General features: G+C 61.9%; 14 protein-coding genes and 4 tRNA genes. 1 reads left to right on the top strand and 17 read right to left on the bottom strand.

Annotation, left to right across the window (positions count from 1 at the left end):
- Positions 1 to 125: 125 nt before the first annotated feature.
- Positions 126 to 737, bottom strand: a complete 612-nt coding sequence (locus HU806_RS25380) for a hypothetical protein (protein WP_186615515.1) — start codon at positions 735 to 737, stop codon at positions 126 to 128.
- Positions 738 to 969: 232 nt separating this feature from the next.
- Positions 970 to 1046: transfer RNA gene (locus HU806_RS25375), tRNA-Val, on the bottom strand.
- A gap of 183 nt (positions 1047 to 1229) precedes the next feature.
- Here HU806_RS25375 and HU806_RS25370 point away from each other — a divergent pair.
- Positions 1230 to 2513, top strand: coding sequence for an NAD(P)/FAD-dependent oxidoreductase (locus HU806_RS25370; RefSeq protein WP_186615513.1), 1284 nt, complete (start codon positions 1230 to 1232; stop codon positions 2511 to 2513).
- 192 nt (positions 2514 to 2705) lie between these two features.
- Here HU806_RS25370 and HU806_RS25365 read toward each other — a convergent pair.
- From HU806_RS25365 to asd, 15 genes are all read right to left on the bottom strand, one after another.
- Positions 2706 to 2782: transfer RNA gene (locus tag HU806_RS25365), tRNA-Asp, on the bottom strand.
- An 89-nt stretch (positions 2783 to 2871) separates the two neighbouring features.
- Positions 2872 to 2948 (bottom strand) — tRNA-Asp (locus HU806_RS25360).
- 58 nt (positions 2949 to 3006) lie between these two features.
- Positions 3007 to 3082, bottom strand: a tRNA-Val gene (locus HU806_RS25355).
- A 170-nt stretch (positions 3083 to 3252) separates the two neighbouring features.
- Positions 3253 to 4026, bottom strand: a complete 774-nt coding sequence (locus HU806_RS25350; protein WP_186615511.1) for an SDR family oxidoreductase — start codon at positions 4024 to 4026, stop codon at positions 3253 to 3255.
- Complete coding sequence (locus HU806_RS25345; RefSeq protein ID WP_186615509.1) at positions 4023 to 5234, bottom strand: O-succinylhomoserine sulfhydrylase; 1212 nt, start codon at positions 5232 to 5234, stop codon at positions 4023 to 4025. The genes HU806_RS25350 and HU806_RS25345 overlap by 4 nt, the downstream gene beginning before the upstream one ends.
- Before the next feature lie 56 nt (positions 5235 to 5290).
- A complete protein-coding gene (gene purF, locus HU806_RS25340) occupies positions 5291 to 6796 on the bottom strand; it encodes an amidophosphoribosyltransferase (protein ID WP_030142021.1) in 1506 nt (501 codons plus the stop codon).
- A 41-nt stretch (positions 6797 to 6837) separates the two neighbouring features.
- Entirely contained in the window at positions 6838 to 7398 is a 561-nt protein-coding gene (locus HU806_RS25335; protein WP_039593931.1) for a CvpA family protein, read from the bottom strand.
- Positions 7399 to 7488: 90 nt separating this feature from the next.
- Entirely contained in the window at positions 7489 to 8178 is a 690-nt protein-coding gene (locus tag HU806_RS25330) for an SPOR domain-containing protein (RefSeq protein ID WP_186615507.1), read from the bottom strand.
- Positions 8162 to 9469, bottom strand: coding sequence for a bifunctional tetrahydrofolate synthase/dihydrofolate synthase (gene folC / locus HU806_RS25325; protein ID WP_186615505.1), 1308 nt, complete (start codon positions 9467 to 9469; stop codon positions 8162 to 8164). The genes HU806_RS25330 and folC overlap by 17 nt, the downstream gene beginning before the upstream one ends.
- Entirely contained in the window at positions 9466 to 10386 is a 921-nt protein-coding gene (gene accD, locus HU806_RS25320; protein ID WP_186615503.1) for an acetyl-CoA carboxylase, carboxyltransferase subunit beta, read from the bottom strand. The genes folC and accD overlap by 4 nt, the downstream gene beginning before the upstream one ends.
- Before the next feature lie 266 nt (positions 10387 to 10652).
- Positions 10653 to 11276 (bottom strand): phosphoribosylanthranilate isomerase, encoded by a 624-nt coding sequence (locus HU806_RS25315; protein WP_186615501.1) that lies wholly within the window; start codon positions 11274 to 11276, stop codon positions 10653 to 10655.
- A gap of 63 nt (positions 11277 to 11339) precedes the next feature.
- A complete protein-coding gene (gene truA / locus HU806_RS25310) occupies positions 11340 to 12164 on the bottom strand; it encodes a tRNA pseudouridine(38-40) synthase TruA (RefSeq protein ID WP_186615517.1) in 825 nt (274 codons plus the stop codon).
- Positions 12165 to 12344: 180 nt separating this feature from the next.
- A complete protein-coding gene (locus HU806_RS25305; protein ID WP_186615499.1) occupies positions 12345 to 14939 on the bottom strand; it encodes a FimV/HubP family polar landmark protein in 2595 nt (864 codons plus the stop codon).
- 210 nt (positions 14940 to 15149) lie between these two features.
- Complete coding sequence (locus tag HU806_RS25300; RefSeq protein ID WP_186615497.1) at positions 15150 to 16160, bottom strand: aspartate-semialdehyde dehydrogenase; 1011 nt, start codon at positions 16158 to 16160, stop codon at positions 15150 to 15152.
- Between the two features lie 156 nt (positions 16161 to 16316).
- Positions 16317 to 17429, bottom strand: a complete 1113-nt coding sequence (gene asd, locus HU806_RS25295) for an aspartate-semialdehyde dehydrogenase (RefSeq protein ID WP_186615495.1) — start codon at positions 17427 to 17429, stop codon at positions 16317 to 16319.
- Positions 17430 to 17434: the final 5 nt, after the last annotated feature.

The raw sequence follows: 17434 nt of genomic DNA, 5'->3' as shown, positions 1-17434 counted from the left end.
CGGGGTTCAAACCCGCTGAGTTTCTTACGCCATTTCGTGACGGCTTGCGCCGTCAGTCCCAGGCGACCAAGCTTTGCCTGGCGCACATAAATCTGCCCCCCCACCAAACCAGGACCGCACGAAACTCAATCGGTGGCCTTAGCGACAACCGCACCAACCAGTACAAACGGCAACAGGGCGACGCCGAGCACAGTCATCCAGACGCCCCCGTAGGCATCATGAATCTTATCGCCCAGGCCTCGTTTCGACGGAGGAGCGACTACTCCCTCGGACACGCCCAGGGCAAAACGATAGGTTTGGGATTGGTCGTACCGACCGACATTGCATTGCGTGGTGTGCAAGCTAACGTAATGATCACCCAACACTGGCGCACGGTTTTCGTGACTGGCCAGAAGCTGCTTCAACTGGGCGAGCTGCGCCTCAAACTCGGTCTCACATTCAGGCTGACTTGCAAAAACACGACTCGTCTTACTAATAAAATCTGGGCGGACCTGACGGTCAAGGAAAACCTCGTAGGTATCGCCCTGGTCATCGACGCGCTTGTAAACCCTGGAGCCCGTGCCCGACTCGCCTCCGGTAGCGGAAAGCGCCTTGAACTCATCGCTGGAAAGCGGTTGATTCAAGGTATAGCCGTAAATCTGGGGGGCTTTGAACGGTTCCTTCGCAGATTTTGTGGCGCACCCGGCAGATGACGCAATAATCGAAAGGCTCAGCGCGGTACAGAGCGTCCTGTTCATGACTCTTCCTTGAATTGCTTGGGTTACCTGGGAGCAGGCATGGAAGAGTATCGGAAATGGACGGTGGGCGCCGCACCAGAACGATCCGCATCAGCTCCAGGCCCCTTAGCTGTGTTGGGTTTGAACGAACCCGATATTTTCTTGCGAACGTTCTTGCATGAAATTTGAAACACAAAAAAGGGCTCACCTTTCGGTGAGCCCTTTTAGACCGCCCAGCAGAGCGGATTTTGTTTGGTAGGCGCGATTGGACTCGAACCAACGACCCCCACCATGTCAAGGTGGTGCTCTAACCAACTGAGCTACGTGCCTGCTGTGAGGCGGCATTCTACGGAATTCCGGAGGGGTGTCAATACCTTTTTTTCACCTAACCCTATGAATATGCAAAATATTTAATTGCGCCGATGCGACGAAGATTTTGCGGTGGCTGGCGGCGGATTTTTAACTCGGGTAGGATCGCTGCATTCGTAAAAAATATAAAACAGAGGTTCCAGAATGGCGAACACAGCCTACCCAGCGTCGTATTACGCGGCATCGGCCAATCCGGCGCCTTCGCGCCCGGCCCTGCAGGATGACGTCGAAACCGATGTGTGCGTGATCGGCGCCGGTTACACCGGCCTGTCCTCTGCACTTTTTTTGCTGGAGAACGGCTTCAAGGTCACCGTGCTTGAGGCGGCCAAGGTGGGCTTTGGCGCGTCGGGTCGCAACGGTGGCCAGATCGTTAACAGTTATAGCCGCGACATTGATGTGATCGAGCGCAGCGTTAGCCCGCAGCAGGCGCAGTTGCTGGGCAACATGGCGTTCGAGGGGGGGCGCATCATTCGCGAGCGGGTGGCGAAGTACCAGATTCAGTGTGATTTGAAGGACGGCGGTGTGTTTGCCGCGCTCACTGATAAGCAAATGGGCCATCTGGAGTCGCAGAAGCGTTTATGGGAGCGTTTCGGCCATACCCAGCTTGAGCTGCTGGACCAGCGGCGCATTCGCGAGGTGGTGGCTTGCGATGAGTATGTGGGCGGCATGCTGGACATGAGCGGCGGGCATATTCATCCGCTCAACCTGGCGTTGGGCGAAGCGGCGGCGGTGGAGTCGCTGGGCGGGGTGATCTATGAGCAATCGCCAGCGGTGCGCATCGAGCGCGGCGCCAGTCCGGTGGTGCATACGCCGCAGGGCAAGGTCAAGGCCAAGTTCATTATCGTGGCGGGCAACGCTTATCTGGGCAACCTGGTGCCGGAATTGGCGGCCAAGTCCATGCCTTGCGGTACCCAGGTGATTGCCACCGAGCCGCTGGGCGAAGAGTTGGCCCGTAGACTGCTGCCGCAGGATTATTGCGTCGAAGACTGTAACTACCTGCTCGATTACTACCGGCTGACAGGCGACAAGCGTCTGATCTTTGGCGGTGGCGTGGTGTATGGCGCGAGGGATCCGGCGAACATTGAGGCGATCATTCGACCGAAGATGCTCAAGGCGTTCCCGCAGCTCAAGGATGTAAAGATCGATTACGCCTGGACCGGAAATTTCCTGCTGACGCTGTCGCGTCTTCCGCAGGTCGGGCGGCTGGGGGATAACATTTATTATTCCCAGGGCTGCAGCGGCCATGGCGTGACGTATACGCACTTGGCGGGCAAAGTCCTGGCCGAGGCGCTGCGTGGTCAGGCTGAGCGTTTTGATGCGTTTGCGGATCTGCCCCACTACCCCTTCCCCGGCGGTCAGTTGTTGCGTACGCCGTTTGCGGCGATGGGGGCTTGGTATTACGGGTTGCGGGATAAGTTGGGGTTCTGAGGCGGCCAACAACAGGGGGCTGCTTCGCAGCCCAGCGGGAGCAAGCTCCCTCGCCACGGGGCTTGTTCCAATCTTTCAAATTCCGAAAACAAAAAACCCCGGTCTTTCGACCAGGGTCTTTGCTATCGACTAGAAGGAGCTTTGCAGCTTTCTTCTTAGCTTCAAGGCGTTCAGTGGGCCTCGAAGCAGATATGGCGCAGCGGACGGGACTCGAACCCGCGACCCCCGGCGTGACAGGCCGGTATTCTAACCGACTGAACTACCGCTGCGTATCGCTATGGACTTGCGTCCAGTTAACTCGTCTGATCAAAACCCTTGGGCTTTAATCTCGAACCAGGCGAACCTGCTTCGGAAAATATGGCGCAGCGGACGGGACTCGAACCCGCGACCCCCGGCGTGACAGGCCGGTATTCTAACCGACTGAACTACCGCTGCGCGTCGGTGGAGGCTTTTGACAGCTTCCATCTTGCTTTCGCAAGACTCTCAAGAAACATGGTGGGTGATGACGGGATCGAACCGCCGACATTCTGCTTGTAAGGCAGACGCTCTCCCGGCTGAGCTAATCACCCTTTGCTGCGTTGAGGCCGCGAAATTTACGCAGGTACCGAAGCTAAGTCAATAGCAGCGTTGGATTTTTTTCAAAAACAGTTTCAAGCGGCGAGCTTCAAGCGACAAGTCAAAAGCAGTGGAGCCGCACCACCCTGCTTGCAGCTCAAAACTTGCCGCTTATAGCTGCTCGTCACTGATAAATCATCTTCTTGGTCATGCCGCCGTCAACGATGAATTCCTGACCAGTGACGAAACTGGCGTTGCGTGACAACAACCACGCCACCATCGCCGCCACGTCCTCCACCGTGCCTACCCTGCCCGCCGGATGCTGGGCATGATCGGCGTCGGTCAATGGCTCTGCGCGACGTTGTGATGGGTCCCGCGCATCGATCCAGCCAGGGCTGACCGCGTTGACGCGGATTTCCGGGCCCAGGCTGATCGCCAGGGCGTGGGTCAGCGCCAACAGACCACCCTTGCTTGCGGCATAGGCCTCGGTGTCGGGTTCCGATTGCGCGGCGCGGGTCGAGGCCAGATTGACGATGGCGCCGTTGTGGGCACGCAGGTAAGGCGCGCAATGCTTGGCCAGCAGCATCGGTCCGCCGAGGTTCACCGCCAGGACCCGGTTCCAGTGAGCCAGGTCCAGGCTTTCCAGGATGATGTTGTGCGGGTCGGCGATGGCCGCGTTGCACACCAGCGCGTCGAGCCGCCCGAACTGCCCGAGCACCTCGGCAATACCGGTGGCGACCTGCGCCTCGTCCGCCACATCCATCGTGATGAACCAGGCGTTGTCACCCAGGGTTTTCGCTACCTTGGAACCACGCTCGCGGTCCAGATCGGTCAGCACCACTTGCCAGCCTTCACAGATCAGCCAGGCGGCAATACCCAGGCCGATCCCCCGTGCGGCGCCCGTCACCAGGGCAACCCGGCCGTGAGTACCGCTCGGCGGCGTTGCCAGCTCGATCACAAGGCCGCCAACCCGCGGGCCAGGTCGGCTTGCAGGTCCGCTACGTCTTCCAGGCCGACCGCGACGCGGATCAGGCTGTCGCGAATGCCCGCCGCTTCACGTTCCTGCGGCGACAGGCGGCCATGGGACGTGGTGCTCGGGTGCGTGATAGTGGTCTTGCTGTCACCCAGGTTAGCGGTGATGGAAATCAATTTAGTGGCATCGATGAAGCGCCAGGCGCCCTCCTTGCCTCCCTTGACCTCGAAACTCACTACCGCGCCGAAACCGCGTTGCTGGCGCGCCGCCAAATCGTGTTGCGGATGGCTCTTGAGTCCGGCGTAATGGACTTTCTCGATGCCGTCCTGCTGCTCCAGCCACTCGGCCAGGACCTGGGCGTTGGCGCAATGGGCTTTCATGCGCAGGCCGAGGGTTTCCAGGCCTTTGAGGAAGATCCAGGCGTTGAACGGGCTGAGGGTCGGCCCGGCAGTGCGCAGGAAACCCACCACTTCTTTCATCTGCTCGCCACGACCGGCGACAACGCCGCCCATGCAACGGCCTTGGCCATCGATGAACTTGGTGGCCGAGTGCACCACCACATCCGCGCCCAATTTGAGCGGCTGTTGCAGCGCCGGGGTGCAGAAGCAGTTGTCGACCACCAGCATGGCGCCCTTGGCGTGGGCGATTTCCGCCAGCGCGGCGATGTCGACCAGTTCGGCGAGCGGATTGGACGGCGATTCGACGAACAGCAGCTTGGTATTGGCCTTGACCGCGGCATCCCAAGCGGACAGGTCCGCCAGGGGCACGTAGTCGACCTCCACGCCAAAGCGCTTGAAGTACTTCTCGAACAGGCTGATGGTCGAGCCAAAGACGCTGCGCGACACCAGTACATGATCGCCGGCGCTGCACAGGCTCATCACGACCGCCATGATCGCGGCCATGCCAGTGGCGGTGGCGACGGCTTGCTCGGCGCCTTCCAGGGCGGCGATGCGCTCCTCGAAAGCCCGGACGGTCGGATTGGTGTAACGCGAATAGACGTTGCCCGGCACCTCACCGGCAAAACGCGCCGCGGCATCGGCGGCGGTGCGGAAGACGTAGCTGGAGGTGAAGAACATCGGATCGCCATGCTCGGCTTCCGGTGTACGGTGCTGACCCGCGCGAACCGCCAGGGTATCGAACGCTACGCCTTCAAGGTCGCTGTCCAGCCGACCGGCATCCCAATCCTGACTCATGCTGTCACTCCTTAATCGGTTAAACGCAAACCGGCCCCTCAGGGCCGGTTCGTGACTCAGTTGTTGTACAGATCGATGATCGCGCTGACCGCCTGAGTCTTGGCCTTGGACGCATCGTTACGCGCGTTCTCGATCCGGTTCAGGTAGGCCTCGTCGATGTCGCCGGTGACGTACTTGCCGTCGAATACCGCGCAATCGAACTGCTCGATCTTGATCTTGCCGCCGCCGACCGCTTCGATCAGGTCCGGCAGGTCCTGGTAGATCAGCCAGTCGGCGCCGATCAGGTCGGCGACTTCCTGGGTCGTGCGGTTATGAGCGATCAGCTCATGGGCACTCGGCATGTCGATGCCGTAGACGTTCGGGTAGCGCACGGCCGGGGCCGCCGAGCAGAAATACACATTCTTGGCACCGGCTTCGCGGGCCATCTGGATGATCTGCTTGCAGGTGGTACCACGCACGATGGAGTCGTCCACCAGCATCACGTTCTTGCCGCGGAATTCCAGTTCGATGGCGTTGAGCTTCTGGCGTACGGATTTTTTCCGCGCAGCCTGGCCCGGCATGATGAAGGTACGGCCGATGTAGCGATTCTTCACGAAGCCTTCGCGGAACTTCACGCCCAGGTGGTTCGCCAGTTCCAGGGCCGCGGTGCGGCTGGTGTCCGGGATCGGGATGACTACGTCGATGTCGTGGTCCGGACGCTCGCGCAGGATCTTGTCGGCCAGCTTCTCGCCCATGCGCAGGCGCGCCTTGTAGACCGAGATACCGTCGATGATCGAGTCCGGACGCGCCAGGTAGACGTGTTCGAAGATGCACGGGGTCAGGCTCGGGTTGGTCGCGCACTGGCGGGTATACAGCTTGCCGTCTTCAGTGATGTAGACCGCTTCGCCCGGGGCCAGGTCGCGAATCAAGGTGAAGCCCAGCACGTCCAGGGAAACGCTCTCGGAGGCGATCATGTATTCCACGCCTTCGTCGGTGTGGCGCTGGCCGAACACGATCGGACGAATGCCGTGCGGGTCGCGGAAACCGACAATGCCGTAGCCGGTGATCATCGCCACCACCGAATAACCACCGACACAACGGTTGTGCACGTCGGTCACGGCGGCGAACACGTCCTCTTCGGTCGGCTGCAGCTTGCCGCGCTGGGCCAGCTCGTGAGCGAACACGTTGAGCATCACTTCCGAGTCGGAACTGGTGTTGACGTGGCGCAAGTCAGATTCGTAGATCTCCTTGGCCAGTTGCTCGACGTTGGTCAGGTTGCCGTTGTGCGCCAGGGTGATGCCGTACGGCGAGTTGACGTAGAACGGCTGGGCCTCGGCCGACGTCGAGCTGCCCGCGGTCGGGTAACGCACGTGCCCGATGCCCATGTGGCCGACGAGGCGCTGCATGTGACGCTGGTGGAACACGTCGCGCACCAGGCCATTGTCCTTGCGCAGGAATAACCGGCCGTCATGGCTGGTCACGATACCGGCAGCGTCCTGGCCGCGGTGCTGGAGCACGGTTAGCGCGTCATACAGCGCCTGATTGACGTTCGACTTACCGACGATACCGACGATGCCACACATGCGACGCAACCCCTACTTAATGGATCTGAACTGAACAACACTCACTGCGGCGTTTTGGCCATCGGCAAGAGTTGTTCCTTGAACGGTATTTCAGCGGGTACGCTGATACCGCTGGCAAGCCACTGACTGCTCCAACCCAGGATCAGGTTCTTGGACCAGTCTGCGACCAATAGAAATTGTGGCACGAGCCGGGACTCCTGCCACCACGTATCCTGTTGCACCGGCCCCAGGCTCAGCAGCCCGACGGCCACGACCACCAGCAACGCGCCACGCGCCGCGCCGAAGGCCATGCCCAGGAACCGGTCCGTCCCGGAAAGCCCGGTGACGCGAATCAGTTCGCCGATCAGATAATTGATCATTGCGCCAACCAGCAAGGTGGCGATAAACAAGATGGCACAGCCCGCGATCACGCGAGCCGATGGGGTTTCGATGTATCCGGCGAGGTACTGGGACAGCGAGCCACCAAACATCCAGGCTACGACTCCCGCGATGATCCAGGTCAACAGCGAGAGGGCTTCCTTGACGAAGCCGCGGCTCAGACTGATCAATGCGGAGATGGCGACGATTGCAACGATCGCCCAGTCAACCCAGGTAAATGGCACGGTGCAGCCTACAGACGGATAAGGCGGCGCATTTTAGCAGAGCGCAGGGCTGTCGGTAAGCGGCATGACTCAAATCAGCTAAATGGCCGTTCAACCGCGCTCTGGCTGGAAACGCACCACGAAACCCTTGAGGTTCTGCTGGCGATTGAGCAGGTCGCGCAGGCGGTCGGCTTCGGCACGCTCGATCAGCGGGCCGACAAACACCCGGTTCTTGCCATCGGCGGAACGGATATAGGCGTTGTAGCCTTGGCTGCGCAGGTTTTTCTGCAGTTTTTCAGCGCTTTCGCGGCTGGTGAGGCTGGCCAGTTGCACCGACCAACTGACGGACAGGCCATTGGCATCGACGCGGCTCTGTGTAGTGTCTGGCTTGGGGGCCGCAGTGATTGGCTGGGTTGGCGCCGGCTTGATCGCAGGTGCCGCCGGGACAGGCGTTGGCACTACAGCGGGTTTGGCGGGTGCTGCCGGAGCAGGCGCTGCGGCTGTCGATGCGGGCGCGGTCGGCGTGGACGCAGCCGGCGCGGCAGGATCGACGGATTGCTCGGCCAATTCCGCGTCGCTCGGCACCGGCTCCTGGGGCAATGCCTGCGGCTCGGGCACCGCCACCGGCTCGACCTGCACCGGTGGCACGGATGGCGCCTGGGGCGCGGACGGCGCATCAACCGTGACCTGGCGCTGCTCGTCCTGACGGGAAAACAGCATCGGCAGGAAAATCACTGCCAGGGCCACCAATACCAAGGCCCCGACCATGCGCTGCTTGTACGCTTTATCCAGCAATGCCATCTGCAGCTTCCTCCGTGGAGCGCCGGGCCAACCATTGAAGGGCCTCGGCAACGCAAAAAAATGATCCGAACAGCAGGATCTCATCAGCAGCCGTCGCCAGGGCGCACTGCCCTTCCAACGCGTCAGTCACGCTGCCATAGGCATCAACCGAAGCGCCACGACGCTGCAATGCTGTCTTCAACTCGCTTGCCGGACGCGAGCGCGGTGAATCCAGCGGCGCCACGGCCCAATGCTGGACACTAGCATCCAACGCGCCGACAACGCCATCCAAGTCCTTGTCCGACAGCAGCCCGAACACCGCCAAACGCTTGCCTGCCACCGGCCGCCGCGCCAGGCGCTCGGCCAGGTACTGCGCCGCGTGGGGGTTATGGCCGACATCCAGCAGCAGGTTGATGCGCTTGCCTTGCCAATCGAATGAACGGCGGTCGAGACGACCGACGACGCGGGTTGCCTGCAACGCCTGGACAATCTGGCCGGCGTCCCAAGGCAAGCCCAACAACGAGTAAGCCTGGAGCGCAAGCGCGGCGTTTTCCATCGGCAGGTCGAGCAGCGGCAGGTCATGCAGCTCCACCGGGTTGCCCTTGGCATCGGTGCCGCGCCACTGCCAATGCTGCTCGGTCATCGCCAGGTCGAAATCCCGTCCGCGCAGGGAGAATGGGCAGCCCAACTCGCGAACCTTGTCCAGCAAAGGCTGCGGCGGATCGAGGTCGCCACAGAGCGCGGGCGCGCCCTGGCGGAAGATACCGGCTTTTTCGAACGCGACGGATTCACGGGTATCACCCAAGTAATCGGCATGGTCCACGCCGATGCTGGTGACCAGCGCGACGTCCGCATCGACAAGGTTGACCGCATCCAGCCGTCCGCCCAGGCCGACTTCCAGCACGACGGCATCCAGGCCGGCACGGGCGAACAACCAGAACGCCGCGAGGGTGCCCATCTCAAAATAGGTCAGGGATGTCTCGCCTCGCCCGGCTTCCACCGCGGCGAAGGCTTCGCACAGCTCGGCATCAGTGGCCTCGACGTCGTTGACCTGAACCCGCTCGTTATAGCGCAGCAGGTGCGGCGAACTGTAGACCCCGACGCTCAGCCCCTGGGCACGCAGCAGCGAAGCCACAAAGGCGCAGGTCGACCCCTTGCCGTTGGTGCCGGTCACCGTGATGACCCGGGGCGCCGGCTTGGCCAGTCCCATGCGGGACGCTACCGCTTGCGAGCGCTCCAGCCCCATGTCGATGGCCGATGGATGCAACTGCTCGAGGTAGGCAAGCCAGTCGCCCAGGGTACGTTGGATCATAGGCCAGCAGGCGCCGGTGGAACCACAATCGGCTCGATCGGTGCGGCAACGAAGGTCGGCGTCGGCAGACCCATCAGTTGCGCCAGCAGGTTGCCCAGGCGCGGACGCAGTTCCTGGCGGTGAATGATCATGTCGATGGCGCCGTGCTCCAGCAGGAACTCACTGCGCTGGAAGCCTTCCGGCAGCTTCTCGCGCACGGTCTGCTCGATCACACGCGGGCCGGCAAAGCCGATCAGCGCCTTCGGCTCGCCGACGATCACGTCGCCCAGCATCGCCAGACTGGCGGAAACACCGCCATAGACCGGGTCGGTCAGCACCGAGATGAACGGAATACCTTCTTCTCGCAGACGCGCCAGCACCGCTGAGGTCTTGGCCATTTGCATCAGGGAAATCAGCGCTTCCTGCATCCGCGCACCGCCGGAAGCGGCAAAGCAGATCATCGGGCAACGGTTTTCCAGTGCGTGGTTGGCGGCGCGAACGAAGCGCTCGCCGACGATGGCGCCCATGGAACCGCCCATGAAGGAGAACTCGAAAGCCGAAACCACCACAGGCATGCCCAGCAAAGTACCGCTCATGGACACCAGGGCGTCTTTTTCACCGGTCTGCTTCTGGGCAGCGGTCAGGCGATCCTTGTACTTCTTGCCGTCGCGGAACTTCAGGCGGTCCACCGGCTCCAGCTCGGCGCCCAGCTCCACGCGGCCTTCCGCGTCGAGGAAAATATCGATACGGGCACGCGCGCCAATGCGCATGTGGTGGTTGCACTTGGGGCAAACGTCCAGGGTCTTTTCCAGCTCGGGACGGTACAGCACCGCCTCGCAGGAAGGACATTTGTGCCACAGACCTTCAGGCACCGAGCTTTTCTTCACCTCGGAACGCATGATCGAAGGGATCAGTTTGTCTACCAACCAGTTGCTCATGCTTTCTTTCTCCAGTACCGGCGGCCCGAACGCTTTGGTTCGCGGCCCCGCGTATGCCCTTGAGCTCAAATTCATTGTGCGGCGAGGATTGAGCAACCACCGCGGTCAGCGCGAAACATGACCTGCGTGCAGCCCAACCTCCTCAGCCATCCCGGCGACCGCTGCACTGCGGTCGCCACTACGCTATCGGCCCACCCGGAGGCGGTGCCTGCCTGCTTTGTACAGTGCAGGTATGGACGGCGGCAGTCTGCCAGCCGTCACATTGACTACTGGCTGTTGCGAACAGCAGCCATGAACGCACGAATCTTTGCTGGATCCTTGATGCCCTTGGCCTGCTCCACCCCGCCACTGACGTCCACCGCATAGGGGCGAACCTGGGCAATGGCCGCGGCGACGTTGTCCGCCGTCAGGCCGCCGGCGAGGATGATCGGCTTGTCCAGGCCTTGTGGCACCAGCGACCAATCGAACGCTTCGCCGGTGCCGCCAGGAATGCCTTCCACGTAGGTATCCAGCAAAATACCGCTGGCACCGGCGAAAGCCGCGCAACTGGCGGCGATGTCATCACCGGCCTTGACCCGCAACGCCTTGATATACGGGCGATGCCAACCTTCGCAATCGGCGGGTGTCTCGTCACCGTGAAACTGCAGCAGGGCCAGCGGCACCGCATCGAGGATCTCGCCCAGCTCGCAACGACTGGCGTTGACGAACAGACCTACCGGCGTGACGAACGGCGGCAACGCCCGGATGATCCCCCTCGCCTGTTGCACCGTCACCGCTCGCGGGCTCTTGGCATAGAACACCAGCCCGATGGCGTCCGCACCGGCCTCGACCGCTGCCAGCGCATCTTCGACGCGGGTGATTCCGCATATCTTGCTGCGAACGACCGGCATGGTGGATAAAACCTCAGGCAAATCCGTGAAAGTCCCGGATGGTAACAAATGCAACGAAGGCCGTCAGCCGTCGAGTTCCGAGAAGCCCGTGAGGAAATGTGGCCCGATGTAACGCTCCGGCAGCTCGAACTCATCGTGGTATTCCACCTGTACCAGATATAAGCCAAACGGGTGCGCGGTGACGCCACCGGTACGGCGTATGCGGCTCTCGAGCACTTCCTTGATCCATTCCACCGGTCGTTCACCCGCACCAATGGTCATCAGAACGCCGGCTATGTTGCGTACCATGTGGTGCAGGAACGCGCTCGCGCGAATGTCGAGTACGATCATCTTGCCGTGACGGGTCACGCGCAGGTGATGCAGTTCCTTGATCGGCGACTTGGCCTGGCACTGGCCGGCGCGAAAGGCACTGAAGTCGTGGACACCGACCAGGTATTGCGCGGCCTCGGCCATGCGTTCGACGTCCAGCGGGCGGTGGTTCCAGGTGATTTCTTCGTTCAGGTGCGCCGGGCGGATCTGGTCGTTGTAGATCACGTAGCGATAACGCCGGGCGATGGCCTTGAAGCGCGCGTGAAAATGCCCAGGCATCGCCTTGGCCCAGCTGACGCTGACGTCGTGGGGCAAGTTGATGTTGGCGCCCATGACCCAGGCTTTCATCGAGCGCTCGACCTGGGTGTCGAAATGCACCACCTGGCCGCAAGCATGCACGCCGGCATCGGTACGCCCGGCGCAATGCAGCGACACGGGCGAGTCGGCGACTTTGGACAGCGCGTTTTCAAGGGTTTCCTGCACCGTCAGCACGCCGGAGGCCTGACGCTGCCAGCCGCGATAGCGCGAGCCTTTGTATTCAACGCCCAGGGCGATCCGGAAAAAGCCGTCGGCCGCCATTTCGGCGGCTGGGTTGTCTATGTTTGCCAAGGAATTACAGCCTGCTGAGGTACGCAAAGGCGGGCATTATAAGGCCGCAGCGACGGGATGCCAGCGCAACCGGTGGTCCTTGGCCACGATGAATCGCACGCAAACAAAAACGGCAGCCTCATCGGCTGCCGTTGTTGGTCTACAGCTGAATCACGCCAGGCGCGAGAGCATTTCCTGTGCTTCGCTCTTCTGCGTGGCGTCGCCTTCGCTGAGGACTTCGCCGAGGATATCCCGCGCACCGTCGCTGTCGCCCATATCGATGTAGGCCTGGGCCAGGTCGAGCTTGGTTGCCACTTCGTTGGTGCCGCTGAGGAAGTCGAAGTCTTCCGGTTCATCGCCAGCACTCGCCAAGGCGTCTTCGGCGGTGAAGGTTGGCTGGCTCAGGCTGTCGGACAGGCGATCCAACTCGGCGTTGACATCATCCAGTTCCGATTCGAAAGCGTCTTTCGGCCGGTGCTGGGCGTCCATCTCGTCGGCCAGGGACAGATCGAAATCCGCTGGCAGCTCAAGATCGTCGGACGGGGTGTCATCCAAGGCCGGCGTGTCGGCGGCTGGCGTGTCCAAGCCTTTGAGATCATCGTCCAGGTCCAGCAGGAAATCTTCATCAGCCAAGGCTGGCGCCGGAGCATCGGCACCCAGGTCCAGGTCGAAGTCCGACAGATCGTCGAGGCTTTCGTTAGCCTGATTGGCTTCGGTCTGCTGCTTGAGCAGCGCCTCGAAGTCCAAGTCGTCGTCGGCTGGAAATGCGTCCAGCTCGACAGCAGGCTCCGGCGCCGCAGGTGTCGGTGTCTCCAGATCGTCCAGGCTCAAGTCAAAGGCACTGTCGAGCTCTTCATTGGTCGCTGGCGTGTCTTCCAGCAGCGACTTGACGTATTCAGCATCCAGCTCGGCGGCGACTGCCGCAGCGGCCAAGCCTGCGCCGGCGGCGACCGCCATGGCCGGAAAACGGCTCTTGAGCTGTTCAACCTGCGCGTAGTTCTCGCCGTTGGCGACCAGTTGGCGCTCCTGGGCCACAAAGGCATCGCGGTCGCCTTGCTGGCCATAGACCTCCATCAATTTCAGCCGCAGATCGCTGCGCTGGGGCTCGGCCTTGATGCCTTGCTCCAGCAGGTCAGCGGCCTGGTTCAAGCGACCGCGATCGATGTGAGACTGGGCCTGGGGCAACACATCGTCATCGGAAGGCTCGGCGGCCGGTGCCACCAGCGGTGCGGCGATCGGTGGCGTGACGATCACGGGCGCAACCAACGGAGCTGGCTTGGGTACTGGCGCCGGGGCTGGCTTGGGCTCGAGCTTTACGCTTGGCGGTGGAACATCAATGCCCTCGAAGCTGCTCGGGGGCAGATCGAGCTCCGGGGAGAAGTCGGCCTCCTCCTCGAGGGCTCGAGCCATGCGCAGATGTTTCTCAGCTTCCTGCTGGGCCTTGCGGCGACGGGCAAGCAACAACAGCAGGAGCAAGAGGACCAACGCGCCACCGCCGATCAGACCCAACAGGATCGGATTGGTCAGCAGGTCGTTGTACTTTTTCTCATCGGAAGCAGCCGGTGTCGGCTCGACCGGAGTGGCCGGCGGAGTCGCCTCTGGGGCGGCTTCGGGTGCTGGCGTTGGTGTCGGGGCTTGTGCCGACGGCCCAGGGGTCAACTCTGCCGACATCGTCGGGGTCGATCCGCCAGCCGGAGGAACAGCGGCGCCCTCGCCCTGCATCTTGGCCAGTTGATTGTTCTTCAGTTCGATCAGGCGCTGCAATTTGTCCAGCTGGCTTTGCAGATCGGCCATGCGGCTTTTCAGTTCTTCATTGTCGCGGCGGGCCGAATCGAGGCTCTCCTGCGTCACCGCAAGCTTGTCGCTCAGCGCCTGGGCATCGCCAGCGGCCCCTTTGCCCTTGTTGCCGGCCTTCGCCGACTCGGCGGAAACCAGGCTCAGGTTATCGCGACCGGCCGCCTGGGCTGGCGCGCCTTCATTAGCACCACGCTTGGTGGCGTCCAACTGCTGTCGACCGTTACCTGCCACACCCCGACGCCCCTGGCGCCAGGCAGCATTCTGCGCGGCCACTTCAGCGATGGCCTGGGGTTGTGGCAACGCGGTGCTTTGCACTGGGTCCGGCAGCCGCAGTACTTGGCCGGTCTTGAGCAGGTTGATGTTGCCGTTGATGAATGCGTTCGGGTTCAGCGCTTGAATCGCCAGCATGGTCTGCTGCACGGACCCGCCATTACGCACCTTGGCGGCGATTTCCCACAGGGTGTCGCGCGGCGTGGTGGTGTATTGGGAAGGCTTGGTGGCGCCGGTGACTGGCGAAGAGACCGCCTGGGACGGCTTGGCCCGGGCGGCATCGGCGGCCTGCGGCGAGAATTTGGACGGATCGACCAGCACACTGTAGTCGCGCAGCAAACGGCCATTGGGCCACATCACTTGCACGAGGAACTTGACCATGGGCTCGGACATTGGCCGACTGGACGTCACCCGCAGGACACTCTTGCCGTTGGCGTTGATTACCGGGGTGAAGCTCAGGTCATTGAGAAACGCTTGGCGATCGATGCCTGCCTTGGCGAATTCTTCGGGCGGAGCCAGGCTTGGCACGACTTCGGCGGCCGTCAGCTGCTGGACATCGAGCAGCTCGATCTCAGCCACAAGAGGTTGGTTCGGCGGCGACTTCAGGGTCAATTCCCCGAGCCCGAGCGCTTGCGCCATACCGGAGGACAGCGCCGAGGCGGCCGCTATTGCTAACACCAGTTTGCGAACTTGAACCATAGCCTCTTCCTTTGTTTGAACATTCCTCGGCCAGCGAGAAGGTGTTGATGCCGCTGCCGTAAGGCATTGCGCGCAGCCCCGAAGCGACGGCGCGCGCGATCGTTTCACTCATGCCCAGGAGAAGTCCCCGGGAGGGAGGTTCGCCTTCAGCATTCTGACCAAGCATAGCGCCCAGCTAGAACCATTCGACAAATTGTTGCCAAGTATCTTTTACAGCAGGTCTTTTATCAACAACTCAGCCACCTGCACCGCATTGAGCGCCCCACCCTTGCGCACGTTATCTGACGTCAGCCACATATTTAGTTCCGCCGGGTCGTCGATACCGCCGCGTACGCGTCCGATATAAACCACGTCCTGCCCCACCGCATCCCCCACTGGGGTCGGGTAATCGCCTGCGTCTACCAGCTCGATGCCAGGGGCCGCTTCCAGAGCTGCGTTGATCTTCGCCAGGTCAATGGCACGGGCAGACTGCACGGTCACGCTAAAGCTATCGCCAAAAAACACCGGGGCTTGAATGCAAGTGACGGAAATCTTTAACAAAGGTTGTTCCAATACCTGGCGCAACTCGCCCACCAGGCGCTTTTCCAGCGATGTGTGACCCTGTTCGTCGGGAGCACCGACCTGGGCCAGCAGGTTGAATGCCATCTGCCGGTCGAAGAATTTCGGCTCGAGTGGGCGAGCGTTGAGTAGCTCGGCGGTCTGGCGCGCCAACTCGCTCACCGCCGCGCGCCCCTGGGCGGACACGGCGAGGCTGGCGGTCAGGCTGATGCGTTCCATCTCCAGGCATTCGCGCAGCGGTGCCAATGCAACAGCCAACACCGTCGCCGAGGCGCTGGGGCTGCTGACCTGGATTGGCTTGCGCAGGTTAGCCAGCTTCTTCGGGTTGGCCTCCGGCACAATCTGCGGCGCCTGTTCTGGCGGCAACGCGCCGGACAGATCTATCAGCGCACAACCGGCAGCCGTGGCACGCGGGGCGAAACTCAGGGTGACCGCCGGTCCGGCCGCGAAGAACGCCAGTTGGACTTTGCTGAAATCAAATTCATCGACCTCACGCACCCGCACGTTTTTGCCGCGAAACATCACCGAGCTTCCCGCCGATTCGCTGCTGGCCAGCAGGTGCAGGGTGCCGACCGGAAAATCCCGCTCTTCGAGAATCTGGACTAGGGTTTCGCCGACAGTACCGGTGGCGCCGATCACGGCAATATCAAAGGACTGGCTCATGGGTCTACCTCAGGTAAAACGTGGGGAGCGGCACTTTACCGGCTGGTTGGCGGGCAAGCAATTGGACAGCGGGGAGCTTGTGGCGAGGGATTTCACCAGACCAATAAAAAACCCGCACCTCTCGCAAGGCGCGGGTTCTTTCACGGCAGCAATCGATCAACGTTCGAGCAGGATCCGCAACATGCGACGCAACGGCTCGGCCGCGCCCCACAACAGTTGGTCGCCAACGGTGAAGGCACCGACGAATTGCGACCCCATGTTCAGTTTGCGCAGACGGCCCACCGGCACGTTCAGGGTGCCAGTGACCTTGGTCGGGCTCAGCTCCTGCATGCTGGTTTCACGACTGTTCGGCACCAGCTTGACCCAAGGGTTGTGCTGGCTGATCAGGCCTTCAATGTCGGCAATCGGCACGTCTTTGTTCAGCTTGATGGTCAGCGCCTGGCTGTGGCAACGCATCGCACCGATACGCACGCAGATGCCGTCCACCGGGATCGGGCTCTTGAAGCGACCCAGGATCTTGTTGGTCTCGGCCTGGGCCTTCCACTCTTCACGGCTCTGGCCGTTGGGCAGTTCCTTGTCGATCCAGGGGATCAGGCTGCCGGCCAGCGGTACGCCGAAGTTCTCGGTCGGGTAGGCATCGCTGCGCATCGCCTCGGCGACCTTGCGGTCGATGTCGAGGATGGCGCTGGCCGGGTTGGCCAGCTCATCGGCAACGGCGCCGTGAGTCACGCCCATTTGCTTGATCAGCTCTCGCATGTGCTGCGCGCCGCCACCGGACGCCGCTTGGTAGGTCATGGCGCTCATCCATTCCACCAGGCCGGCTTCGAACAGGCCGCCGAGGCCCATCAGCATCAGGCTGACGGTGCAGTTGCCACCAATGTAGTTCTTGGTGCCCGCATCCAGCTGCTGGTCGATGACCTTGCGGTTGACCGGGTCGAGGATGATCACCGCGTCGTCCTGCATGCGCAGGCTGGAAGCGGCGTCGATCCAGTAGCCCTGCCAGCCGGCTTCACGCAGCTTGGGGAACACTTCGCTGGTGTAGTCGCCGCCCTGGCAGGTCAGGATCACGTCGAGGGTCTTGAGCTCTTCGATGCTGTAGGCATCCTTGAGCGCACCAGTGTCCTTGCCCACGGATGGGCCTTGGCCACCGACATTGGAAGTGGTGAAGAACACCGGCTCAATGAGATCGAAATCCTGCTCTTCCAGCATTCGCTGCATGAGCACGGAACCGACCATGCCGCGCCAACCGATCAGACCTACACGTTTCATCGCAA

The organism is Pseudomonas sp. SWRI154 (genome assembly GCF_014268645.1).
Taxonomy (GTDB): domain Bacteria; phylum Pseudomonadota; class Gammaproteobacteria; order Pseudomonadales; family Pseudomonadaceae; genus Aquipseudomonas; species Aquipseudomonas marvdashtae.
This window is presented reverse-complemented; position numbering and strand designations above follow the sequence as displayed.